Below are 23,493 nucleotides of genomic sequence, written 5' to 3'. Positions count from 1 at the left end.
AGGATTTGAGGGTGCTAACGTCTTCGGCTGCTTGAGCACCCTTTCCCACAAGGGGAGAAGGCTCAGGCTACCGCATAGCGCGCGGTGATGCCGTCCGGCTGGAAGTCGTGCTGCTCCAGCCGGTCCAGCGAGGCCAGAACGCGGGCCAGGAAGTCTTCGGGATCGCCGTCCTCGATCGCCGGGCGCAGCCAGTCGGTGGCGACGGCGCGCGCCGGATAGGTCCCGACCGGGCCGGGGACGCTCAAGGCGACTTCGATCCCCTCGGCGATCCAGCCCGCCACAGTGACGAAGAAGTCCATCCCCGCCAGAAAATCCGAGCGGCGCAGGACATAGAGGGTGATGACCCCGTCCTCGACCCCGTCGGGCCGCACGATCACGCCGCTGCGGTCGGGCCGCCAGTCGTCCGACAGCTCGACCGCCCGCCACAGGCAGAACCAGATGCGGCACGTCTGCGGCCGGATGGCGTGCACCGAACATCCGGCCCCGTCGACGCAATAGCCGCACAACTCTCCCGTCGGCTTGGCCAGCTCAGGCAGATCCAGCGGTATCACGCGGCAGCACTCCACACAGCCGCCGCAGGTCCGCTCGGGAAGAAGAGGAAGGCTCATGCCCGCCCCTTAGCCGAAAATCCGGCGAAAAGCGCCGGATGTCGATCACCTCGGGCGAGACCGGCGGATCTTTGTCATGAGTAGGGCGGCGGACAGAGAGGAAGCCCGATGGGCCTTCTTTTTCAATAACTTAGATAGACTAACCCGCCCTGGGGTGGTCATTGAAATACAAAGAGATTTTCTGGGTTTGGCTAACGGCCAGAAGTGGAAATCGGACACGAAAAACCCCGCCGGCGTTGCAGCGCGCGGCGGGGTTCAAAAGGGCTTGGTTCAGCACTCAAGGCCAACAGCATCTTACCGCGCTGTATCTTCCGTCGCAACGTCGGAGGTCAGCCAATGAGCCGCCTTCTCGACCTCGAGAATTTCGTCGCCGAAAAGCTGGCCTGGCATCAGCGCATCGTCAGCGACCCGACGGTTTCTCTCTCGGCCAAGGCCGTCGCCGGCTTCATTCTTCATGACCTGAACGCCAGCGAAGGCGGCGCCTGGCGTGGCCAGGAGAGCATGGCGGCAGGTCTGGGCGTCAGCCCACGCCAGTTGCGGCGTCTCTTGGACGAACTCGAGGCGGCTTCATACCTGCAAGTCGAGGTCCGCAAGGGGCGCGGTCGAACTAATATTTGTCGCGCCACCCTGCCCGGTGAAAGAGTTGTGGCATCAGAAAACCGGACATCAACGGCCGCTCAAGCTGTCGAAAAGCGGACATCGGCGACCGTTCAAACGCCGAAAAACCGGACATTGGCGTCACGAAAACCGGACATGGATGTCCGACAATACCTTTATGATCCCATTAGAAGATTTCCGCCGCCCCAGGCGAGGCGGTCGCGCGTCGAGGAAGTAACGTCAGCGAGGATCGTTCCCTTCGAGCATCCAGGCATTCGAGCGCGCGTAATGGGGATCGCCGGGGAGGGTGCTACGATCAGCTACCTCGACCCCGCTAGATGGGATGCTGACAGCAGCAGCATCGTCTGCACCAGTGCTACAGGCTTTAATCGGTTGCGTGACCTTGCCGGAAAGCCCCTCGCCGCGATGGGCGTGTCCATCACCCTCAAGGGTGCGGGTGCGGGGCGACTAGCGGCATAGGCTTGGCGCTGCGGCGAGTTGCGCCGTTATTCGCCGCATGTCCTGCAGGGATTATCCTTGCATTTGCGGTGAATGGGCCACCTTCGCCGCGAAGGATGCGGTGATTGTTAGCATATTCACGAACTGGACGGTTGGCCGCGTCCTACCGTGAAGAATCCTGGGCAGATGCGGGCGGGGGGAATGAGCTAGGATCTTGCTGAACGTGTTCGCGAAGATGCCCACCGCCCAGTCGCGATGCGGGGGTAAGAATGGCTGTTCGCCGATCTAGCTCGGCTTTCAGCGAACGAACCCAATCGAACTCTGCCGTCAAAGGATGAGGATCACCAGAGTGATTTCTGTAACGTTCTACCAAGATGGTGGGCAACTGAGGCGTAACGACGCCATCGACCAGCAGAATGCTAGCGAATTCTCCTGGATCGATATGGTGAAGAAACGGCACACCTCGAAAGCACCCATCCTCGGGTGCGTAGTCGGTCAATGGCCCGAAATCGCCGGTGGCAAGGCGTCGTAATACCTGCTCGGCGGCAGCGGCCGTCCGACGATCAACAGCCGCATCTACCCGGCCGAGCAGATGTTGACGAATTTCGACGAACTCGCTCGTCTCTGAGGCCGCGAACCCTAACCCCTCATGGGAGGAGAAATCGATCGCATCATGCAGTCGGAACGTTGCCTCTAGAAGCTCGCGTTCAGCCAGGTCGTCGATATAGCTGGTCAAAAGGTCAACTGGCTGACGCCCCCAAGTTGGTAGCCTTGCAGGCTCAGATCTATCGCCGTCCCGGCCACATGCAGGATCTCGCCGGGGTGCCGGACGCGAAATCCATCGAGGTCGCCCAGGAGCTGAGTTGCGACCTCGGCAAAATCCACGGTCGACAGTTGCGGCCACCGCCATAGGCGCCGCCAAGCGGGGGTCAACGTCGGACCCACAACGCGAGGATGTCTCGCTAACGTCTCCCGGAGTACGGGGACATCTAGTTCCCCTGTTGCCGCGAGTGACGCGAGAGCGGCTGTCGGGATCACCGGATCGAGCCACTCGATGTCCCGGTGGGTAGCCAGGATCCTGTCAAGCTGGCGGTCAGGCTCTTCGCCGCTGCTGGCGCGATAGGCCGCAAGGGCTAGGTCGGCAGGGGCCTGAAAATCAGCGGGCTTTATATTTCCGGCGCGTAGATAGGCCCACATTACGACGGTCTGACGGAGCAGCTCCGCGGCGGCTTCCTCGGAATTTTGCAGAACATCGTCAAACGCGATGACCATCCTGTCGAAATCATCGAGGGCGACACGAAGGGATCGCAGATTATGGAGCCCCGCTGCATCGAAGTCTCGAAGAACTGCTTCTTTCGTTGAAAGGGCGACTCTCTTGGCAAAACTGCTGTAGAGACGGTTCGCAAAGTGACCGTAAACATCCTCAAGTTTAGACCTGAGCTCTACGGTTCGAACTATAAACTTCTCCTTATCAATTTCAAACTTTTTGTCTTCGATCTTGTCTTCTGCTGCGACCAAGATTGCCTTTACGTTCTCATGCTCAACGAAATTATTCAGGAACCCCATTATCTCTTTGGGCGGTAAGATCGATCGCTCTAGATCATCCAGCACTATTACGGCGTCGCGCAAGCTAAGAATAAATTTACGGAGCCCGGCCCCATCGCTCTGTTTGACGGCCGCGTTGCGAGTGATGAGATTCATCAACCTGCCGCCACCTTCTAGTGCGGCTCGAAGAGCGGCATGGTTTAGTAGAGGATGGCGGGCGGCAAAGATGCGTTCAACAAGCTGATCATGCGTCGCCACCCCATACAGACTGGCGTATATGTGACGGTCGGCGAGCGGTTCATCCTTGAGTCTACGAGCGTCACGGGTCGCCAGGTAGGCTTTCAGGCTATGTGTCTTGCCCGATCCCCAAGGCCCCCGAACAAGCACCGCTCCTTCGCCTGACGGCGAACGGTCGAGGTAGTGGTCAAGGTAGTCGAAAGCAGCCTGATTATTCTTGGTCATTGCTATCCGCTATCCGCTCCTGGCCCCAGGGCAAGCAGCACGCGTTTGAATATAACGTTGAGGTTCACGCCGGCGCAGGACGATATCGTTACTTCGCCGCTCACTGGCCGGCCGACTAGCTTCCCGACGTTAGTTCGCCGCCCGGAACGCGGGAAGACAACATATAGTGTCTGCATTTCTTAAACTCCCGATATGTCGGGCGCGGCGATGGAGGCAAACATGGCCAAAGGCGAGCAGACGAGTGGGAAAGTGGGCAAAGCATCGAAGGTTCTTTGCGACGACACACTGAGGAAAACTCGAAGACTGCGGCAGGATCAGTGCTGACGCAGCGTCCAAACAAGCAGTGAAAACTAGCCGATACGGCATCACTGCGGCTTCCTTGCGCCAGCATCAAGCGTGGCTATATCTCTAGAAGACATTGCGAGCCACAATACCTGGGCCTGAGACTTGTCGCTCTAATCCGTCTCGACGTTCTTTAGTCGGCCGCCCTCCGGGCCAACGCCGCGCCTCCAACCCGCGTCTAGTTTGGCGCCGCAAGCACCTTCAAAAGAACCCGTTTCACAAACCTTGCCGAAACGGCGCAGCCGTACTCGTGATATCGATCGTCCTTCTCTGGGTTAGCGAGATCAACCACGGTCTTGGCGGCGAAATACACACCAGAGCCGTCGAAGAAGTCCTGACCGGCGAAGAGAACCGACGCCGCTTCCATGTCCACGCCAGCGACCTTGCGTCCCTGATCCCCGATAACCTCGGACACACTCTCGTCGGCGACAACTTGCGACCCCGAGACCATCGGCTGAAGCTGGATCGGGGCATTGGCGAGTTCGGAGTGCATAAGCCCGCCACGCAGCTCTGCCGACACCTGGGCATTCGCCATCTGCGCAAGGGTCGCGCGCAGATTGGGCGGCACCACGACCTGCAGAAGGTCCGGCGTCAATTCGCCGTTGACGAACTTCCCGGTCTGGTAGTTCCAGCTGACGTCCGGAACGATGAGCGCTCCAAGCTCCGTCTGACACCCGCGGCCTCCGCAGATTCCCGACATCGCCAGAGCACGCGGTCTGAACAACGCCAAGGCCTTAGTCGCCACGATGGCGGCACTGATCATTCCGGGCGTGGGCTGAACGACGATGACGCCACGAAGGTCGCCGATACTCAGAAACTGACAGTCCAGCCCATGAAGAACCTCACTACGGCCGATCTCGCATTCGGCGGTCGCGAAACCCGCGCGCTCTTTCGCCAGGGCGCAGACGACCACGAAGTCGAGCGGGCGTGTACAGCGAGAGTGCCTGACCTTCGCGGCGAGGGTCTGCCGCCACGAGCCTGTTTCGTCGAACTTCACGACGGCGACGTCGTGTTGGGCGAAGCTATCGCGGGCAGACTGCACGACCTGGCTGTGCGCCGTCATCACAATCCATGAAGCCGTGCGGCCGGACAGATGATGCTCGATCAACTCGCACCATTGCTCCGTCGCATCAACTTCCGCACCGTCGGTGATCTGGGGCAGAACTAGATCGACAACGATCAGATCGAACCGGTCCGCGGCGATCTTGACCATTGCGTCGTTGACCGTGACCGCTAGGATTATCTGAGTCTCGTCGCGGTCGAGTTCGGTCCAGAGAACCGCCTCGATCTGCTCGCGCTTCGCGGCGTCGTTCTCGACCAAAAGAATCTTCATATCGGCTCTCCCATGGTGGCGAGCAGTTGAGCGGCCCAATCACCGGTCTCGTTGAAAAGAATGGCTTCAACGGCATTAGGCACTCCGTCGGCGTGCAGAATGCCGACGATGTCCTTGAGCGGGACATGCCGACGGTCGTACTCGACGGTCGGATGCTGGGTCAAAATGGCGACCCGCTCCGGCCGCTCGTGCTCGGCCAGAAACAGCAGGACGTCGAGACCACCCACTGGCTGCGAATAAGTGTCCACTGCCCCGGCGTCGCTGGTGTGGCTGGGAATGGCCATGTCCAGCACCACGAATTCGAATGACCGGTCTTCAAGCTGCGTCATCGCGGTTCGCAGAGAGGTGGCCACCTCGATCTCGGAATCCCACAAGCTTCTGACCGCGGCCTGGATTGCAACGAGCTTGAAGGGATCGTCTTCGACAATCAGCACATTCATTCCACGAGCCCTTCAAAGGGAAGGGTGAATGAGACACAGATTGCGTCCGACCTCGCCCCGGATTTGTGGATCTCGAAACTCAGGATACGCCGCTCCGAGCGCCACTTTTGCAGCTTCCGGATCCCGCTGCCCTCTTCGACCACGTCAGCGTTGTCTGGCCCGGCGCGACCAGCCTCCTCGACGCGGAATAGGGCTTCGTCGATGGTATCCTGAAGCTTCAGGAGACTTTTGACGCGGAGCGCGAGAACCTTGGCGGTTCCAGTGTCCTGAACACTTGCCTCAATCCAGAGCGTTCCGGGGTATCGCCCGTGCTTGGCGGCATTCCTGACGGCGATCGAAAGCGCGTCATAGGCCGTGTAATAGGTCGCTCCGACTAGCTGAAGGTCGCGCTCGCCGACGTACGTAATCCCAGGATCGAACGCAGGAAATTCGTCTCGAGCCTCCCAAACAGCGACCTGCATGATGTGATCCAACTGCGCGACCGGTGAAATGTTCGGCGGCTTCTTGAACCAGGACGTAACCGTCTGGAACTGATCGTTTACACCGATATTGACCGTCTTCTCAAAGGCCGCGCTGACATTGTCGTTCGCCCAGTTCAGCTTGATGGTCCCCCACTTGGTCCGAGCGTCATTGACGGACGCCTGGCTCTTCTCGAGCCTCGTTCTCGAACATGAACCAGCAATAGGATTCGATGATCGCCGGGACGAACAGAATGCCGCTGTCCTCCTGGCCCTTGTCATGGATCGCCTTCAGGCAGACGAGGCACAGCTGCCACTGTTGCGGGCTGTGGACCTCCGCGCTCAGCAGTCCGTCCTTGTGAACGGCCTTCTCACGGAAATACAGGCGTCCGGCGAAGGCATCGATCGAAGTCGAGAACTCTTTTCGCCAGGCGCTGTACTGGGCCGCCACGTTCGGCGGCAGATCGGCCGGCGCGTCCGGCAGTCCATTTAGGAGCGTTCCACGGAGCGTCCCGTGACGGATCCGGCGCCCCAGAAATGAGGCGATGCCGAAGTCCGGATTACGGCAGAACTCCTCATAGCACTCGACAAGCGCCTGGAGCGCCCGGATCGTCGGATCGCGGTGGGCGGTTAGGAAGCGCGTGGCCGACTTCGAAGAATCGGTCAGCTCCCCGATCACCGGCAGGTTCGCGACACCCTGGCGGATGAAATCCGAGAACTCCGGAAGTTTGTTCTGCTCGATCCACTGCCTGAACCTTACGCCGTCTATGTTTAGTCGGGTCTCGTTAAGCGCTCCCCGCACCGCGGCGATTTTTCTGTCGAGACGGAGCTGGCCCGCCTTCTTGCGGAACACATCGTCGTCCGCGACGTCGGCAAACCAGTCCAGCAGCTCAGCCCGCGTTTCATAGATCGCATCGGACGAGGGCATCAGGAATGCCATCTGGCTCAGCATCGTCTCATCGAGCAGCATGATGAAATACTGGACGACGTTTGCGCTCAGGGCGCGGACCTGCTCCAGGAAACGCAGGATACTGCCGCCGCTATGTTCCCGAACGAATTTCTGGAACTTCGTCTTGAAGGCATAACTGTCCCTCGTCGCGGAGCTGTGCGCGCGTAGCAGGGTCTGCAGGATCAACTCGACAAACTGATCTTTGGCGCTGGCCGCGCCGCGACGGAGGACCTCGGTCGAGAGAAGGCGGTCGATCTCGAACGTATGCCCCATCAGCGATGCGAGCGCCGCATCGCCAACGCTTGAAAAATCGGGATCGCGCTCCCCGACCCAAACGACCGCGCAGCTCCGTGTTAAAACCCCCGCTGTGCATACGTCGAACCGGTCAGGCAAGGGATCGAATTCAACGGTCTCGGGTGGCACCAGGTCGAGAATCCGTAAGACGGGTTCGAAGAAGGACTGGGTAAACGCGCGCGCAACCCCGCCCGGCGCCGGTCGGAATTCCGGCAGGTCGTACAAGGGCTGCAAGGCGAGCCTAATGTGTCTGAAGCGCTCAAGCTCCAAAAACGCCGACGCAGCGCGGAAGGCGTGAAGATCCGCGAACGGGTCCGATTCCACCAGAAAGGTCATGTCGTGGTGAGGCATCGCGGCGAGATCGTCCCAGGCGGCAACGACTTCGGCCGGCAAAGCGACGTCGATCAGCCCCTCGGCCCTGTGAGTCATCAAAGCGAATGCCGCATCGATCAGGCTGATGTCGTAGGAAACGGAGACCAGCCGCGCCGCCTCCGCATGCGTAAAGCCGTGGGGATTAAAGCACAGATGAGAGAGCTTGCGCATCATAGACGCGCCACTCTCCAAGCTGGCGAAGGTCCGGAAACGGGATTTCAGGTCGAGATAGTTGTAATCGGACGCGATCACATCGATCGTCACCATCATTCCGTAGTTCTTGCCCGAGGTGCCATAGGACGAGAGCAAATCCGCGCAGTATCGGAACGATGGAGTTTCTTTGGGGGCGTAGCCGACCACGACAGCAGCTTTGCGAGCGAGCGCGAGGGAGTGTCCCAACTCGGTCAGGATCGTATCAAAGAGGATCGGGATCAGGACATGGTCGGCCGCCGCTATTGCTTCGTTGAGAAGTTTGAACAAAGAGAACGCCCCAACGACCCGTTCCGTGTTCTCGCTGACCCTGTAGGCGATATAATCGAGCGCGAGTTGGCCACCTGAACTGAGCGACAGGCCGCCTCCGCCCTCGAATGGCGGGGTGAGCGGAAACTCGTCGATGATCTGGAGATGGCTGTACAGCGAGCTGCCTCGCAAGACGGTGTCGAACGTCTCCAGATCCGCAATCTCAGTTGCCTCCAGAAGCCGCCTTAGTGTCGTTCGCTGTTCCCGGATCGATGCCTTGCGATCCAGCAGTCCGCGAGCCAAATCCCGCACTTTTGTACTTTCGATATCGCGAAGCGTGAGGCCTGTTTTCACTCGCAATCCTGTTCGTCTGCGCATTTTGCAGCGTGCTGTTCACGATCTGCCGCGTTATGGCGGACATCTTCAGATTGCTGACGAGGAGCCCAAGGTCAAGCTGACCCTACCGGTAGGCAGAGGGCCCCCGAGTTTTCAAATTGACTTGGTCGCCGCACCATCTCAAGCGCCGATGACTTGTGTGGCTCTCGAACGCCGGCACTCGCTCCCTCGTCTTGGCAGGCCTCGCCACGCCCGTTGATGGCGTTCGCCCGAAAGCGGACTTCTCCAACCGCAGCATTGAGTCATGAGGCGCGATTGGCGCTCCGGCTGGCTGGGCTCGGCTTGTTATCTACGGGAGCCTCTGATTCTAATACACGGCCCGCATTTTTGCGGTCTCGATTGTCGCGAAAGATATGGAGTGTTGCCTTGCCGAGCTTCTCTGGGAACGATGCCGCCTCTCGCGCTTGGCGACGTGAACAGATGCAGATCAGCTGCGACTACGAAGGTTTGCCGCGTGATCGTCATGCTGATGCGGTGTGCGCAGCTTTGGACGCTTTGAGCTTATCTGACGAGGATCGTGTGAGGGCATTAACCGCCTACTTCAGGGGTTTAGCGGTGACGACTGCCGAGTGTGAAAGTTCTGGAGAGTCATAAATCGGTTTAGCGCTAGCGGCGACTGAGTGTCGCTGAGGTCCCCTAAATGTCCGCCGAGGCGCGAACACCGTCCCATAAGCCGCGATCGTTCGCTTGAGCGAAATTAGTTCAAAATGGCCTGGGCGATTTCGCTTGAGCGAAATGCGTGCGTGAGGGCGTCGTATTCGCGAGGCTAGAGGTCGGATGGCCAGGCCGCGATCCGAGCAAATGTTGCGGGCACCGATTGTGATGAAAGGCCAACCTACGTCCCGTTCGGTAGTGATCGCGATGTTTCGCTTGAGCGAAATCGAAGGCCTTGAAACGACGTTCTGTATCGAGGGCAGGATAGGCTTTGCGCCAGCATTGTAAACATTTGGGGGATCTATGGGGGTTGTGAGTGTTCGTTTGCCGCCTCAGCTCGCTGAGCGTTTCGGCCGCGTGGCAGCATCAGGGGTGGCCGAAGCCACGTCCTACGCCGATTGGTAAGCCGTTATTTGCAAGAGGCGGGGGAGGAGGAGCTTGTCGAGCGTATTGCCCTCCAAACGCGTGGCCAAAGCGATAAACTGACGCTGCGCCTCCGCCCAGGCGAACTGTCGCTACTCGAGGCGGTGTCTCTAAGCGAAGGGTTCACTCGCACTGGCTGGGTGACTGCGCTCGTGCGCTCGCGCCTATTCAACCGCCCCTCGTTGAACCCATCTGATTCGGAGGCCTATCGGCTGTCGGTATTTGAATTGAATCGGATTGGCATCAACTTAAATCAGATCGCTCGCCTGATGAACCAAGCTGCTCAGGAGGGAGTGGTCCTGGCGCCTGATGTTGAAGCGATCACTGAGGCCCGTGATGAGATACGAAAGATCGCGTTAAATTTGCGCGAGGTCTTGCGACGCAACCAGGCATCTTGGGGTTAAATTTCATGGCGGTGATGGGGCGAGATCTGATTTTGCTGCTAGGTTCTAGATCTAGACTTGTAGACTTATAGAGTTATATACTTATAGTATTTGGATTTTATGTTGCCGACATTTGAGATGTGTGGCTAACCTTCTGCTTCATTTTATGACGCAGTGGTGGCCAGGATGATTCGTCGACAAAATGTAGTGCGAAAGGCCGATCTTCGCCGGGTGATTGATACGTTCCACGAGCGCGGAGTTTCATTTCAGTCTCTAGACATTCTCCCTTCCGGAGAGGTTCGTTTGACGCTGGCAACACCAGAAAATTCGGTTTCCACCGATTTGTCTCAAGACGTTAAATCTTGGGATGACGTCCTGAGATAATGACCTGCCGACGTTCGAGTGCATTTCTGCAGGCCGATTAATGTCCGCCCCGAAATACCCCAAACAGGGAAAGCTTACGGCGCGAGACCTAACTGCGCTTGGATATCCCCACCTTAACGTTTTTAAGGATCGGCATGGAAAGCTCCGGTACCGATATAGACAGGCTGGGCGAGCCACCGTGTACATACACGGGGTTTTGGTTCTCCTGAATTTTGCGCGGCATACCATGCCGCACGTGAGGGCCAGACAAGCGCTGTTATTCCCGGTGCGGGGCGAACGGTCGCCGGAACCCTCAACGCCTTGGTAATCGCAATCTACCGCTCAGCAGAATGGGCGCGGCTGTCGAAGAGTACCCAAGCGACATATCGCGGCATCATGGAGCGGTTGCGAACCGACTACGGGGATCAGCCTGTGCGGGGGTTGCAGGCTCAACACATCCTAAAAATGCGCGACCGAAAGGCCGATGCGCCCACGGCAGCCAACAACTTGGTCAAGGTAGTGCGCTGGATGCTAAATTTCGCGGTCGCCCGGCAATGGCGGTCGGATAACCCGGCCATTGGTATCAAGCCGCTGAAGATCGCGTCGCAAGGCTTTCCTTCTTGGTCAGAGAGCGACATTGCCAATTTGAGGCTCACTGGTCTGTGGGGTCCCGCGAACGCTTGGCCTTTGACCTCTTACTGTACACCGCTCAGCGGTCGGGTGACGTGCGACAGATGGGTCACCAACATGTCCAAGCCGGGGCAATCCTTGTGCGGCAGGAAAAGACTAAGGCATTTCTGGAGTTGCCGATTCATCCGAGGCTCAAGGCGTCGCTCGACACCGTCCCGACGGGGCAGATGCTTTTCCTGGTGACGCAGTCGCGCGTTGGCTTCACGGCGGGCGGGTTCGGCAACTGGTTCCGTGGGGCCTGTAGGGCGGCGGGTATCCCGGATCGCTCGGCGCACGGTCTGAGAAAATCGGCCGCGACGCGCTTAGCTGATGCGGGCTGCACCGAAGCTCAGATCAAGGCCGTGACGGGCCATCAAACCTCCAAGGAGGTCGAACGCTACACGAAGGCGAGGGATCAGCGGCTGTTGGCGCAGGACGCCTTCGCCATGATCGGCGGCACGCAACGCGAACAAACTTTGGCTAACCCGGCTGGGAAGTTAGCCAAATCGAACGGTAACTAGCTGAAAATAAAGGAAATTGCGATGGTGATGGCGGACAGAGAGGGATTCGAACCCTCGATAGAGTTGCCCCTATACACGCGTTCCAGGCGTGCGCCTTCAACCACTCGGCCACCTGTCCATTCCACCTGAGCCCGGATGCGTCCGGGGCGGAGCCGTCGGGAGCGGACCGACGGGAGGGGCTGATTAGAGCATGACGACCCCATGGGCAAGCGCTCTTGAAGCCTCCATATAGGCGTTGACGATGTTTTCGCGGAGTTCTCGCCATGTTGTTGAAGAAGAATGATGAACTGCCCACGCCTGAGACGGCTTTGCCGGGGCGGGCCGAGGCGCTGGCGACCGATGAGACCCACTTCGTGCTGGGCCATGCGCTGAAGGGGCCGCACCCCGCGGGGATGCAGACGGCCGTGTTCGGCATGGGCTGTTTCTGGGGCGTGGAACGGGTGTTCTGGCAGTTGCCGGGCGTGTGGGTCACATCGGCAGGCTATGCGGGCGGGATCACGCCCAATCCGACCTATGAAGAGGTCTGCTCGGGCCGGACCGGCCACGCCGAGGTGGTGCAGGTGGTGTTCGATCCGACCCAGATCACCTACGGCGACCTGCTGAAGGCCTTCTGGGAGAACCACGACCCGACGCAGGGCATGCGTCAGGGCAATGATCTGGGCACCCAGTATCGCTCGGCCATCTATACGCTGAATGACGAGCAGCAGGCGGAAGCGGAAACGTCGCGCGACGCCTATCAGGCGGCGCTCAGCGCGGCGGGGCGCGGGGTCATCACGACCGAGATCGAACCGGCGGGCCCCTATTATTTCGCCGAGGATTACCATCAGGGCTATCTGGCCAAGAACCCGGCGGGCTATTGCGGCATCGGCGGGACGGGCGTGGTCTGCCCGATCGGTCTGGGCGTCGGGGCCTAGGATGGATCGCGCGGGCGTGGGCGAGGCTTGCCTGGCCTTGCCGGGGGCGACGATGGATCACCCGTTCGGGCCGGGCCATGACGCCTATAAGGTCGGCGGCAAGATGTTCGCCCTGATCGGGGCCGAAGGCGGGCTGTCGTTGAAGGTCTCCGACACCGCCTATGAGGTGCTGACCGAGGAGGGCGCGCGGCGCCGGCCCCTATCTGGCGCGAGCGAAATGGGTGCATCTGGCCCATCCGGGCGACTGGCCGGATGACGAACTGGCCGATCATCTGAAGTCGGCCCACGCCCTGATCGCCGCCAGGCTGACGAGGAAGGCGCGGGCCGACCTGGGGCTTCTCCTCCCCATGTAATGGGGAGGTGGATCGGCGGCGAAGCCGCTGAGACGGAGGGGCCGCTTGGTTCAGCCGTCGCCGAGCCCCTCCACCACTTCGTGGTCCCCCTCCCCACATGTGGGGAGGAGAAGGCGCCGGTTACCTGGTCTTCTGTTCGGCGATCCAGCGGTCCATGCGCGCGTCCAGCAGGGCCAGCGGCAGGGCGCCGTCGACCAGCAGGGCGTCGTGGAAGGTCCGCACGTCGAAACGGTCGCCCAGCTCGCGCTCGGCCCGGCTGCGGATCTCGCGCAGGCGGATTTCGCCGATCTTGTAGGCTGTGGCCTGGCCGGGATCGCCGATGTAGCGCTGCAGTTCGGTTTCGATGTTGTGCGGCGACAGGGCGGAGTTGTCGCGGAAGCAGGCGCGGGCCTGTTCCTCGCTCCAGCCCAGCCAGTGCAGGCCGGTGTCGGCCACCAGACGACAGGCGCGCCACATCTCATAGCTGAGGCGGCCGAACCGCTCATAGGGGGTGCGGTAGATGCCCATTTCCTCGCCCAGGAACTCGGAATACAGGCCCCAGCCCTCGCTGAAGGCCGTCACCGACGCGCGGCGGCGGTAATAGGGCTGGTCGGCGGCTTCCTGCTGCAGGGCGATCTGCAGATGGTGGCCCGGCACGGCCTCGTGCACCGTCAGAGCGGGCAGTTCATACAGGGGCCGCTGGTCCAGCTTGCCGGTGTTGACGATGTAGCCGCCGGCGACGCCCGTCTTCATCGACCCGGCGTTGTAGCGGCCGGTGGTGTAGGTCTCTTCCATCTCGACTGGCACCGGGCGCACGCCATACGGCAGGCGCGGCAGGGTGGCGAACAGCGACGGCAGGCGGTCGTCCGAGCGTTTGGCGATCTCGGACGCCTTCTCCAGCAGTTCCTCGCGCGACTGGGCGTAGAATTGCGGGTCCGTGCGCAGGAAGTTCAGAAAACCGGCGAAGTCGCCGGTCCAGCCCGCGGCGCGCATCTCCGTCTCCATGCGGGCGCGGATGCGGGCGACTTCCTCAACGCCGATCTGGTGCACCTGATCGGGCGTCAGGTCGGTGGTCGTATTGCTGCGGACCAGGAAGGCGTACAGGTCGCGGCCGCCGGGGCGGTGGACCAGGCCCGGCTCCTGCGGGGCCTTCGGCGCATATTCGTCGCGCAGCAGGTCGCGCCAGGCGGTGCGGCGGGCGGTGATCGGTCCCTCGACCAAGGCGCGGGCGCGGGCGCGGAACTGTTCCTGCTGGGCGGCGGGGATGGCGGCGGGCAGGGCGTTGAACGGGCGCAGCAGGACGTCGCCCGCCTCGCCCGGCGTCAGGTCGCGTTCGGCCTGGGCCAGGGCGCTGTCGACCACTGAACGGGCCTGGATCAGGCCGGTCTCCAGCCCGCGCCGGGTGTTGGCGATGCCGGCGTCGTAGAAGGCGGGCGCAGCCTCCAGACGCTTCAGCCAGGCCTCGGCGTCGGCGGCCGTGGCGATGCGCGTGGCGGGCGCCACATAGGCCAGCATCTGGCCGGGGCCGCCTTCGGAATCAAAGGCCAGACGCGACGGGTCCAGCTCGATCCGCTCCAGCTCGCGGCCGATCAGATAGCCGACGAACGCGTGGTTCAGGCGGTGCGCTTCATCCAGCGCGGCGGGGTCGATGGCGTCCAGCCGGGCCTTCAGCGCGTTCAGCGGCGCGCGGCGAGCCAGTTCGCCCGCACGGCTGGCGTCGGGCAGGCGCGACAGGGCGGCGCGGTCGCCATCCATGCCCGAGCCGATCGGGTCGTTCTGGCGCAGATAGGCTTCGTAATCGACCAGCAGGGCGTCGAGCGCGGCGGCGCTGGACTGGCTCTGAGCAACGGCCGCCTGCGCAGGCAGGGCGGTTGCGGCCGTGAGGCCCGACAGGCCGAGGCCGGCGATAAGAAGAAGATGACGCATGACTGAAGCCCTCCCACGAGCAGGCGGGGAAGGGAGCGGACGGCGCCGCTGCGGTCAAGCCCTTAGCGGCACAACGCCAGGAAGCGGGCGGGGCGATCCTGCGATCCCGGCTGGGCCGCCATCATCGACCGCTGGTCGCCGTTCCACACGGCCAGCCAGCCGAGGCGCTGGAAACGCTGGAAAACCGGATGCGACGCGGGCGCTGTGGCGACCAGATGGACGCCGTCGTGCATGTCCGCCGGCTCGATCCGGGCCGGGAAGGTCTCGGTGTCGCCGCCCGATTCCAGCGTCACGGCGCGGCGCTGCGGCGTCCGGTCGGCGGTCAGCGACAGGCCGATCTTGCCCGATCCGGGAGCGCACATGAGGCTGAGCGGCACGTCGTCGGACTGGGCCAGTCCATAGGACAGGCGCGGCTCGTCCGGATCCTCGTTCAGGAACCAGTCGTAACCGGCGACCGGCAGGGGGCCGGCGCTGGTCGCCAGAGGCGCGACGGTCGGCGCGCAGGCGCCCAGGGCGGACACGGCGGCGACGGCTGCGGCCGTCAGCCAGAAAGAGAGGCGCATCCTGATCCCTATCCGGTGCACAGTTCGGCGAAGCGGCGCAGCTTGGGCAGATCTGCTCGGTCGATCTCTATGGTCTGGGCCTGTTCGCCCAGGGTGAGCGTCAGCCGCCCGGTCGCCAGGAAGGCGGCGAAGACCGGATGGTCGGCGCGCAGCACCGCCTCCAGACGGCCGCGTCGCGCCCGGGCCTCGACCTCGGCCGATGCAGCGCCGGAGCGGATGGTCGCGAAACCGTCGGCGCCGGGGGCATCATGGAAGGCCAGCCGCACGATGCTGGAGCCCGCCGCGCATTCCAGGGTGGTGCGCAGGCGCGGCGTATCCGGGATCTCATTGGCCAAGACCAGAGGGCCGTCGCCGCTGTAGAGAGTCCAGGTCCAACCTTCGGAGGCGCGCGGCGGTCGCGCGGGCGTTCCGGCCTGAGGCCGTTCGGCCGGCGTTTGGGCTCCGCTCTGAGGCGCCGTCTGCACGGCCAGGGCGAACAGCATGGCCTGGGACAGGCCGAGCAGTGAGGTCATGTTTCAGCCCCCGCTGAGGAAAACCGGGGACTGTGGTCACGCATGTCCCGAAGCGCAATAGCTAAGGAAGCCCTGGACCATGCGCCGCTCGGCGCGGGTGGCTGTCAGCTGACGATCGCCGGCCTCAGTCTGGACGGTCATCCGTCCGCCGCGCGCCAGCCCGGTCAGGGCGGCATCGCCCAGCGGCAGGCGCGCCTCAAAGGCCTCGCCGTTCGACAGGGGATCGATGGGCTGCGGCCCGTGCGAAGCCAGGACCAAGCCTGCGCTGCGCGGCTGAACATCGCCATAGACCACGGCCGAGCCCTCGCCCGGCGCACAGGTCAGCATCAGGGCCAGCTGGTCCGAATCCGGCAGGCCATACGCCAGTTTCGCCATCGGGCCCTCGCGCAGCACATGCCAGCCGGCGACCGGCTCGGTTTCGCCGCGCGGCGCCGAAGGCGCTTGGGTCGCCGCATGAGCTGCAAAGGCGGCCAGGCCCACGGCGCTCAGGATTGGAAAAAGGCTCTTACGCATCACAAGTTCACCCGCGTTCGACAGAGCAAACGCGGGTCGCTTGTTAAGAGTTCACGGCTCCGCTGGGCCGCGCGCGATTCAGTGATCGGGTGCGGCTGGAATCACACGTTTCGGTGAACGCGGATCAGAACGGGCTGAACCGCTCGACCAGGGATTGGGCGGCGGGCGTCGCCTGCATCCGGCTGATGTCGCCGCGCCCGCCGTAGCTGATGCGCGCTTCGGCGATCTGGCTGTGGCGGATGGTGTTGGCGCTGGAGATGTCCTCGGGCCGGACGATGCCGGCGACGGTCAGCTCGCGCACCTCGCGGTTGGTGCGCACTTCTTGCCGACCCTGGATGACCAGGTTGCCGTTGGGCATGACGGCGGTGACGACAGCGGCCACCGTCAGGTTGACCCTCTCAGAGCGGTTGACGCTGCCGGAGCCGTTGGCGTTCACGGCGCCTTCGGTGCCGATCATGTTGGCGGCGTCGAAACCGCCGGGGAAGGCGCGGCCCAGGCTGTTCTCCAGCCCGAAGAAGTTGGTCACCCCGCCCGAGGCGCTGTTGGTGCGATTGCGCTGGGTCGAGTTCTGGGTCTGGGCGCGGTCGTTGATATCGATGGCGACGGTCAGGATGTCGCCGACGCGGCGCGCGCGCTGGTCGCCGAAGAAGCTGCGCGCGCCGGTGCGCCACAGGCTGTTGGCGCTGGCCGAGGTCGGCTCGGGCAGATAGGCCTGCTCGACCGGGACCAGGGCGGCCGGATAGCCGATGGGCGCCAGTTCCGGGCCCTTCACCGCCTCGATCGCGGTGGAGCAGGCGGCCAGCGAGAGCGCGGACAGGGACAGGGCGATCAGGGGCAGGGGGCGCATGATGTCTCTCTCGCTCAACGGGCGGCGAACTGTTGCGGGTTGCGGCGGGCCATCTGGGCGGCGGGGCCGGCGACGGCCCGGCCGGGGCCCACGGCCACGGCGTCGATGGTGCGGTTGGACTGGACGTTCAGGATCGGCACGGCCTCGCCCGCCGAGGCGTTGCGCGTCGCCTTGCCGGTGACGGTCAGCTCGACGCCGTCGCTCAGATAGGCGACCTCGACCATGTCGTTGCGGGCGATGACCTGGGGCGAGGCCAGGTCGCGCTGGGCCACGGGCGAACCGGCGCGCAGGGCGCGTTTGGCCTGCAGCCCGATCACGACTTCGGCGTCCTGGGGCGCGCCCGCCGGGGCCAGGTGCGACTGGACCGAGGCCCAGATCACGTCTTCGGGCTGCACCACCTCGCCGGCGGCCAGGCTGCGGGCATAGGTCAGGACCTCGACGCTGGCGCCGGCTCGAGCGGGCGCGCTGACGCTGGCGATGGCGGGACGAGCCGAGGCTTCGGCCGCAGCGGCGCCGCCTTCACGCACCACGATGCGACGCAGGCCGCTGGGGTTGCTCCATTCCAGCCCGGCGCGGCGCGCCGCGATCTGCACCTGAGAGGCTTCCAGCACGGCGGTGGGGCCGACGCGGCGGCCGACCACGACACTGGCCGCCTCGCCCGCGTTGTCGAACAGCTCGCCCAGGGTGATGCGGCCGTCATCGTCGACCGGATCGGGCAGCAGGCTGACCGGCCCGGCCAGCGCAGGGGCGGCGAGGGCGGCCAGGGCGACGGCCAGGACGGGGGCGAGGATCAGGGCGCGCTTCATGACTTAGCTCTTCACCTGGGCCGTGACGGCCAGCATGTCGTCGGCGGTGGTGATGACCTTGGAGTTCATCTCATACGCGCGCTGGGCCACGATCAGCGCCGTGATCTCGCTGACCGCATCGACGTTGGAGGCCTCGGTATAGTGCTGCAACAGATTGCCGTAGCCGACCTCGCCGGGCACGCCGACCGTGGCCGGGCCCGAAGCCGCCGTCTCCAGCAGCAGGTTGTCGCCGATGGCTTCCAGGCCTGCTTCGTTGAAGAAGGTCGCCAGCTCCAGCTGGCCCACGACCTGCGGCTCCGGCTCGCCCTGGGTGGTCACCTGGACCTGGCCTGACTTGGAGATGGTGACGTCCAGCGCATCCTGCGGAATGGCGATGGCGGGCTCGACCGCATAGCCGTCGTCGGTCACCAGCTGGCCTTCGCCGTTGATGGTGAAGTTGCCTGCCCGCGTATAGGCCAGCTCGCCGGAGGGCAGGGTGATCTGGAAATAGCCCTTGCCCTGAATGGCCACGTCGTAGGTGTTGCCGGTGCGGTTGGGGCTGCCCTGTTCGGTGATGCGGTAGACGCTGCCCGCCTTGACGCCCGAACCGATCTGGATGCCGGTCGGCACCACGGTGCCCTGCGACGAGGACTGGGCCCCCATGCGTTCGACGTTCTGGTACAGCAGGTCCTGGAACTCGGCCCGCTGACGCTTGAAGCCGACCGTGTTCATGTTGGCGATGTTGTTGGAGATGACCTCCACGTTCAGCTGTTGGGCGGCCATGCCGGTGGCGGCGGTGCGAAGCGCGCGCATGTCTCAGCTCTCCCTTACGAAACCCGGCCCAGCCGCTCGATCGAGCGGCGCGACAGGTCGTTGGTGTTTTCGATCATCTTGGTCACGCGCTCATAGGCGCGGTTGATCTCGATGAGGTTGGTGATTTCCATCAGGGTGTTGACGTTCGACCCTTCGAGCGTCCCTTGACGCACCTGGGCGTCGGTCGCCTCCATCGGCTCGGCGCCGGACGTGTTGCGGTACAGGCCGTCGCCGGACTTCTGCAGCACCGACAGGTCGTCGAAACGCACCACGGTCAGGCGGCCGATCGGCTGGCCCTGCTGGCTGACCGTGCCGTCGTGGGCGACGCTGACGGGGCCGCGTTGCGGGTCCAGATCCAGTTCGGCGCCGTCGGCCATGACCAGCAGGCCCTGTTTGGTCGTCAGCCGCCCTTCGGGATCGGTGACGAAGGAGCCGTCGCGGGTATAGGCGGGGCCGGTCGGCGTCTGCACCGTGAAGAAGGCCCCTTCGCCCTCGATGGCGAAGTCCAGGTCGCGGCCGGTCTGCTTCAGCGCGCCCTGGCCGAAGTCGCGGCCGACGCCCTTGTCCAGGACGAAGCTGGCCGAGGGGCGGATGGCGTCGTTGCGCGCGCGCTCGCCGATCTCGGTCCCGACCATCAGCTGCTCGACCTTGAAGCCGGTGGTGTCGGCGTTGGCGACGTTGTTGGCCACGATGTCCAGCTCGCGGCGAAGCGTCATCTGGCGTGACAATCCGATATAGGCGGCGTTTTCCACGAGCGGGCTCCTTTCGCCCTTTCCCGTCGCAACGACCGTGCCAACAGGGTTAACGCCCGTAGAATGGGGGTTTGAGCGGTTCTGAGCCCTGCGGCGCCCGGCAGGATTTGCCGATTGTAAACGCCTCGTTAACCAAAACAGGGCCACACCCGGCATGTGAGGATCGGGGCGGCTTGGGCATGCTGAAACTGAAGCTGGGCAAGAAGAAGAGCGAGGCGCCGGTCGGCGACGACGCCAACCTGCCCGCCGTAAGCGAGGCCGCGCCCGGCGCTGAGGGCGAAGACGGCGCCGCCGAGGCCTCGGGCAAGAAGAAGATCCCGCTGCTGTTCATCATCATTCCGGCAGCGCTTGTGGTGCTGGGCGGGGGCGGCGCGACCGCCTTCATGCTGATGAAGCCCAAGTCGGCCGAGGCGGCGGGCGGTCACGCGGCTCCAGCCAAGGAAGACAAGAAAAAGGACGGCGGCGGTCACGGCGGCGCCAAGGAGGGCGAGGCGCCCGCCGGGGCAGGCAAGATCGCGGCCGGTCCTGACGGCGTGACCTTCTACACCCTGCCGGACATGATCGTGAACATTCAGTCGGTGGACGGGCGTCCGACCTATCTGAAGCTGCGGCTGACGCTCGAGATGAAGGACGCCTCGGTCGCTTCGCACCTTCAGGCCGAGGCGCCGCGGATGCAGGACATGTTCCAGGGCTTCCTGCGCGAACTGCGCCCCGAGGATCTGGCCGGGTCGGCCGGGTCGTATCAGCTGCGCGCCGAGATCCTGCGCCGCGTCAACCTGATCGCGCGCCCGGCAAGGTCGACGCCGTGCTGATCGAAGAAATGCTCGTGCAGTAATGAGCGACACCCTGGCTCCCGACAACGAACTGGATCCCTTCGGCGGCGACGCCGACCTGGGCGCCGATCTAGGCGCGGGTCTGTCCGAGCGCGTGCTGAACCAGGATGAGATCGACAGCCTGCTGGGCTTCGACATGGGCGGCGGCGACGATGATGAGCGCAGCGGCATCCGCGCCATCATCAACTCGGCCCTGGTCTCCTACGAGCGCCTGCCGATGCTCGAAATCGTCTTCGACCGCCTGGTGCGGCTGATGACGACCAGCCTTCGCAACTTCACCTCCGACAACGTCGAGGTCAGCCTCGACACCATCAGCTCCATCCGCTTCGGCGACTATCTGAACTCCATCCCGCTGCCGGCCATCCTGGCGGTGTTCCGGGCCGAGGAACTGGACAACTACGGCCTGCTGACGGTCGATTCCAACCTGATCTACTCCATCGTCGACGTCCTGCTGGGCGGGCGCCGCGGCACGGCGGCCCTGCGGATCGAGGGGCGGCCCTACACCACCATCGAGCGGGTGCTGGTGCAGCGCATGGTCGAGGTCATCCTGAATGACGCGCGTCAGGCGTTCGAGCCCCTGACCCCCGTCCACTTCAATCTGGACCGGCTGGAGACCAACCCTCGCTTCGCCGCCATCGCGCGCCCCGCCAACGCCGCCATTCTGGTCAAGCTGCGCATCGACATGGAAGATCGCGGCGGCCGGGTCGAGCTGCTGCTGCCCTATTCGACACTAGAGCCCATCCGCAAGATGCTGCTGCAGCAGTTCATGGGCGAGAAGTTCGGCCGCGACAACATCTGGGAAGGCCACCTGGCCACCGAGCTCTGGACCACCGAAACCGAGGTGCGCTGCGTTCTGGACGAGCAGCAGATGCCCCTGTCCAAGGTGTTGGACCTGAAGGTCGGCGACACCCTGATGCTGAACGCCACGCCTGAGTCCGAAGTCTCGGTGCGGGCGGGATCCATCCCGCTGACGACAGGCAAGATGGGCCGCAAGGGCCAGCACATCGCCGTCCGCGTCGAAGGCCCCATCAGCACCGACGCCGCCGCCCGTATCGCCAGAGGGACCCGCTGACATGACCGGCATCATCCTCGACTCCATCCTCATGCTGCTGCTGGTCGCGGCCATCGGCTACGGAATCAAGCTGGAGCGCAAGCTGAAGACCCTGCGCGAGGGTCAGCTGGCCTTCGCCGCCGCCGTGACCGAGCTGAACAGCGCCGCCGGACGCGCCGAACAGGCCCTGGCCACCCTGCGCGCCTCGGGTCAGGAGACCGACCTGCTGCACGACCGCATCATCAAGGCCCGCGCGGTGAAGCAGGAGCTGGAGGTGCTGATCGCCCGCGCCCCGGCGCGCCCGGTCGACAGCCGCATCGAAACGCGCGAGGACGAACGCCGCGCCGCCGCCAGGGCTCTGGCCGAGATCGAGGCGACCGCCGAGGCCGAACCGGCCCGCGCCTCTGCGGTCTCGCCTCTGCTGGATGACGAGACCCGCGCCCGCCGCATGGCCGCCCTGATGGAGCGCATCGAGGGGGCCCGCGCCGTCATGAAAGCGCCGTCGCCGAAGCCTGCGCCCGCGCCTGAGCGCGCCTCGCTGGTGATGCAGGCCCTGGCCGCTAACCATGCTGCGCAACAGAGCCTAAACCGCGCCCGCCGTAGTCTGGACGACGACCTGTTCGCTGCTTGATGTTAGCCCCTATGTCCGAGGCGCGGCCTCGGACGACTTGAGGGGCGATGGTGTTACGCCGCTTTTTTCCTGAGTTTGACCGATGAGCAAGCTGCCCCGCCTTCTGCCCCTGATCGCCGTCGCCATCGGCGGCGTCGTGGCCGTGCGCGCTGCGGGCGTGGCGCCGGATCTGTTCCAGGGCGCGACCGCCTGGGCGCAGGAAGCCGTGGTCAAGGAAGGCGAGGGGGCCAAGCCCGAGCCCAAGCCCGCCGCCGTCTGCGCCCTGACGCCCGAACAACTGGCCCAGCAGGCGGGGATTTCTCCGGCCGAACTGCGCATCATCCAGTCCCTGTCCAAACGCCGCGACGCGCTGGACGCGCGCGACGCCGACTTCGCCACCACCCTGCCGCTGATGGTGGCCGCCGAGCAGAAGCTGGACGCCAAACTGCAGGCTCTGGAAGCTCTCAAGAGCGAGATCGGCGCCCTGGTCGGCCAGGTCGACGAAAAGGAAAAGGCGGAAGAGGACCGTCTGGTCGCCGTCTACTCCGCCATGCGGCCCAAGGAGGCGGCGGCGGTCTTTTCGACGCTGGACGATGGCGTGCGTCTGCCGGTCGCCTCGGCCATGCGCCCCCGGACCCTGGCCGCCATCATGGCCCAGATGCCGCCCGCCGCCGCGCGTGAACTGACCGAGAAGCTGGCCAAACGCTTCCAGGCCGAGCAGTACGCCGCCCGCGCCGCCGCCGTGGCTGCGCCCGCCGCGACCGCTCCGGCTCCGACCCCTGTCGCCCAGCCTGCGGCGACGACGCCTGCGCCCGCTCAGGCCGCCCAGACGACGCCGCGCCGCCCAGCGGCCCGCCCCGCCGCCCAGCCGGCGCGAAAGGCGGCCCCGTCCGCCGAAACCGGCCCGCGCCCCTATGCGGCGGCGGCTGACGCCCCGACCGGTCCGCGCCAGTCGGTGCAGTAACTCACAAGAGCCCTTCGGCTCGATGGGGAGGAAGAGTTGTCGCGCTGGCCCCGCGCGGCTATTCAGCCCGCTTCGCCTTTTCATGAGACCTGCCATGTCCGACGCTCTGCCTGACCGCCTTTCGGTCGATCCCGACAGCCCCTTCCACGACGCCGACCTGCTGGCGCGCGGCGTGGGCATCCGCTTCAAGGGCGAGGAGAAGACCAACGTCGAGGAATACTGCGTCTCGGAAGGCTGGGTCCGTCTGGCCGTCGGCAACCGCGTCGACCGCCGCGGCAAGGCCCTGACCGTCAAACTGCAAGGCCCGGTCGAGCCCTTCATCAAGGGCGAGTGATCGAGAGCCTTCGATTT

The 23,493-nt window shown here is 64.1% G+C and carries 24 protein-coding genes, 1 tRNA gene and 1 pseudogene; 10 read left to right on the top strand and 16 right to left on the bottom strand.

Features of this window, described 5'->3' with window-relative positions; genetic code table 11:
- Positions 1-62: 62 nt before the first annotated feature.
- Complete coding sequence (locus V8F63_RS01105; protein ID WP_392354271.1) at positions 63-608, bottom strand: hypothetical protein; 546 nt, start codon at positions 606-608, stop codon at positions 63-65.
- Positions 609-944: 336 nt separating this feature from the next.
- On the opposite strand from V8F63_RS01105, the gene V8F63_RS01100 reads away from it, so the two are divergent.
- Positions 945-1,685: a hypothetical protein gene (locus V8F63_RS01100; protein WP_392354270.1), complete on the top strand. Its 741-nt coding sequence runs from the start codon at positions 945-947 to the stop codon at positions 1,683-1,685.
- A 142-nt stretch (positions 1,686-1,827) separates the two neighbouring features.
- Here the strand turns inward: V8F63_RS01100 and V8F63_RS01095 are convergent, their stop codons facing one another.
- The 6 genes from V8F63_RS01095 to V8F63_RS01070 all read right to left on the bottom strand — a co-directional run bounded on the left by V8F63_RS01095 (position 1,828) and on the right by V8F63_RS01070 (position 8,672).
- Positions 1,828-2,400 (bottom strand): hypothetical protein, encoded by a 573-nt coding sequence (locus V8F63_RS01095; RefSeq protein WP_392354268.1) that lies wholly within the window; start codon positions 2,398-2,400, stop codon positions 1,828-1,830.
- Positions 2,397-3,671, bottom strand: coding sequence for an AAA family ATPase (locus V8F63_RS01090; protein ID WP_392354267.1), 1,275 nt, complete (start codon positions 3,669-3,671; stop codon positions 2,397-2,399). The genes V8F63_RS01095 and V8F63_RS01090 overlap by 4 nt, the downstream gene beginning before the upstream one ends.
- Before the next feature lie 520 nt (positions 3,672-4,191).
- Complete coding sequence (locus tag V8F63_RS01085) at positions 4,192-5,346, bottom strand: hypothetical protein (protein ID WP_392354265.1); 1,155 nt, start codon at positions 5,344-5,346, stop codon at positions 4,192-4,194.
- Positions 5,343-5,780: a hypothetical protein gene (locus V8F63_RS01080; protein WP_392354264.1), complete on the bottom strand. Its 438-nt coding sequence runs from the start codon at positions 5,778-5,780 to the stop codon at positions 5,343-5,345. The genes V8F63_RS01085 and V8F63_RS01080 overlap by 4 nt, the downstream gene beginning before the upstream one ends.
- 2 nt (positions 5,781-5,782) lie before the next feature.
- Positions 5,783-6,247 (bottom strand): hypothetical protein, encoded by a 465-nt coding sequence (locus tag V8F63_RS01075; protein WP_392354262.1) that lies wholly within the window; start codon positions 6,245-6,247, stop codon positions 5,783-5,785.
- A gap of 166 nt (positions 6,248-6,413) precedes the next feature.
- Entirely contained in the window at positions 6,414-8,672 is a 2,259-nt protein-coding gene (locus V8F63_RS01070; RefSeq protein WP_392354260.1) for a hypothetical protein, read from the bottom strand.
- A 1,109-nt stretch (positions 8,673-9,781) separates the two neighbouring features.
- On the opposite strand from V8F63_RS01070, the gene V8F63_RS01065 reads away from it, so the two are divergent.
- A complete protein-coding gene (locus V8F63_RS01065) occupies positions 9,782-10,195 on the top strand; it encodes a MobC family plasmid mobilization relaxosome protein (RefSeq protein ID WP_392354259.1) in 414 nt (137 codons plus the stop codon).
- A 1,004-nt stretch (positions 10,196-11,199) separates the two neighbouring features.
- Positions 11,200-11,727: a tyrosine-type recombinase/integrase gene (locus V8F63_RS01060; protein WP_392354257.1), complete on the top strand. Its 528-nt coding sequence runs from the start codon at positions 11,200-11,202 to the stop codon at positions 11,725-11,727.
- 28 nt (positions 11,728-11,755) lie between these two features.
- Here the strand turns inward: V8F63_RS01060 and V8F63_RS01055 are convergent.
- Positions 11,756-11,845: transfer RNA gene (locus V8F63_RS01055), tRNA-Ser, on the bottom strand.
- 145 nt (positions 11,846-11,990) lie between these two features.
- Here V8F63_RS01055 and msrA point away from each other — a divergent pair.
- Both msrA and V8F63_RS01045 read left to right on the top strand, forming a co-directional pair.
- A complete protein-coding gene (gene msrA / locus V8F63_RS01050) occupies positions 11,991-12,641 on the top strand; it encodes a peptide-methionine (S)-S-oxide reductase MsrA (protein WP_313633441.1) in 651 nt (216 codons plus the stop codon).
- A gap of 16 nt (positions 12,642-12,657) precedes the next feature.
- A complete protein-coding gene (locus V8F63_RS01045; protein WP_392354254.1) occupies positions 12,658-12,897 on the top strand; it encodes an MmcQ/YjbR family DNA-binding protein in 240 nt (79 codons plus the stop codon).
- 217 nt (positions 12,898-13,114) lie between these two features.
- Here the strand turns inward: V8F63_RS01045 and V8F63_RS01040 are convergent, their stop codons facing one another.
- The 8 genes from V8F63_RS01040 to flgF all read right to left on the bottom strand — a co-directional run bounded on the left by V8F63_RS01040 (position 13,115) and on the right by flgF (position 19,684).
- On the bottom strand, positions 13,115-14,899 hold the full coding sequence (locus V8F63_RS01040) for a DUF885 family protein (protein ID WP_392354252.1): 1,785 nt from the start codon (positions 14,897-14,899) through the stop codon (positions 13,115-13,117).
- A gap of 62 nt (positions 14,900-14,961) precedes the next feature.
- A complete protein-coding gene (locus V8F63_RS01035) occupies positions 14,962-15,462 on the bottom strand; it encodes a hypothetical protein (RefSeq protein ID WP_392354250.1) in 501 nt (166 codons plus the stop codon).
- An 8-nt stretch (positions 15,463-15,470) separates the two neighbouring features.
- Positions 15,471-15,974, bottom strand: a complete 504-nt coding sequence (locus V8F63_RS01030; RefSeq protein WP_392354248.1) for a hypothetical protein — start codon at positions 15,972-15,974, stop codon at positions 15,471-15,473.
- A gap of 36 nt (positions 15,975-16,010) precedes the next feature.
- Positions 16,011-16,487, bottom strand: a complete 477-nt coding sequence (locus V8F63_RS01025; protein WP_134581482.1) for a hypothetical protein — start codon at positions 16,485-16,487, stop codon at positions 16,011-16,013.
- A gap of 124 nt (positions 16,488-16,611) precedes the next feature.
- Positions 16,612-17,334, bottom strand: coding sequence for a flagellar basal body L-ring protein FlgH (flgH, locus tag V8F63_RS01020; protein ID WP_025977796.1), 723 nt, complete (start codon positions 17,332-17,334; stop codon positions 16,612-16,614).
- A 14-nt stretch (positions 17,335-17,348) separates the two neighbouring features.
- Positions 17,349-18,140, bottom strand: coding sequence for a flagellar basal body P-ring formation chaperone FlgA (gene flgA / locus V8F63_RS01015; RefSeq protein ID WP_392354246.1), 792 nt, complete (start codon positions 18,138-18,140; stop codon positions 17,349-17,351).
- A 3-nt stretch (positions 18,141-18,143) separates the two neighbouring features.
- Positions 18,144-18,932, bottom strand: a complete 789-nt coding sequence (gene flgG / locus V8F63_RS01010; protein WP_253119061.1) for a flagellar basal-body rod protein FlgG — start codon at positions 18,930-18,932, stop codon at positions 18,144-18,146.
- Between the two features lie 14 nt (positions 18,933-18,946).
- Positions 18,947-19,684 carry a flagellar basal-body rod protein FlgF gene (flgF, locus tag V8F63_RS01005; RefSeq protein ID WP_024354813.1) on the bottom strand — a complete coding sequence of 246 codons (738 nt, stop codon included), beginning with the start codon at positions 19,682-19,684 and terminating at the stop codon, positions 18,947-18,949.
- A gap of 179 nt (positions 19,685-19,863) precedes the next feature.
- Here flgF and V8F63_RS01000 point away from each other — a divergent pair.
- The 5 genes and pseudogenes from V8F63_RS01000 to V8F63_RS00980 all read left to right on the top strand — a co-directional run bounded on the left by V8F63_RS01000 (position 19,864) and on the right by V8F63_RS00980 (position 23,476).
- A pseudogene (locus tag V8F63_RS01000) lies at positions 19,864-20,519 on the top strand (flagellar basal body-associated FliL family protein).
- Positions 20,519-21,589, top strand: a complete 1,071-nt coding sequence (gene fliM / locus V8F63_RS00995) for a flagellar motor switch protein FliM (RefSeq protein WP_278069609.1) — start codon at positions 20,519-20,521, stop codon at positions 21,587-21,589. Before V8F63_RS01000 ends, fliM begins: the two are co-directional and overlap by 1 nt.
- Before the next feature lies 1 nt (position 21,590).
- Positions 21,591-22,199 (top strand): DUF6468 domain-containing protein, encoded by a 609-nt coding sequence (locus V8F63_RS00990; RefSeq protein ID WP_392354243.1) that lies wholly within the window; start codon positions 21,591-21,593, stop codon positions 22,197-22,199.
- An 82-nt stretch (positions 22,200-22,281) separates the two neighbouring features.
- Positions 22,282-23,142, top strand: a complete 861-nt coding sequence (locus V8F63_RS00985; protein ID WP_392354241.1) for a hypothetical protein — start codon at positions 22,282-22,284, stop codon at positions 23,140-23,142.
- 94 nt (positions 23,143-23,236) lie between these two features.
- Positions 23,237-23,476: a DUF3297 family protein gene (locus V8F63_RS00980; protein WP_003169732.1), complete on the top strand. Its 240-nt coding sequence runs from the start codon at positions 23,237-23,239 to the stop codon at positions 23,474-23,476.
- The last annotated feature ends 17 nt before the right edge of the window (positions 23,477-23,493 follow it).

The sequence above is a fragment of the Brevundimonas sp. LF-1 genome (genome assembly GCF_037055305.1).
Lineage (GTDB): Bacteria > Pseudomonadota > Alphaproteobacteria > Caulobacterales > Caulobacteraceae > Brevundimonas > Brevundimonas sanguinis.
The sequence above is the reverse complement of the archived record's forward strand: the minus strand, read 5'-3'. Positions and strand labels throughout refer to the sequence as shown.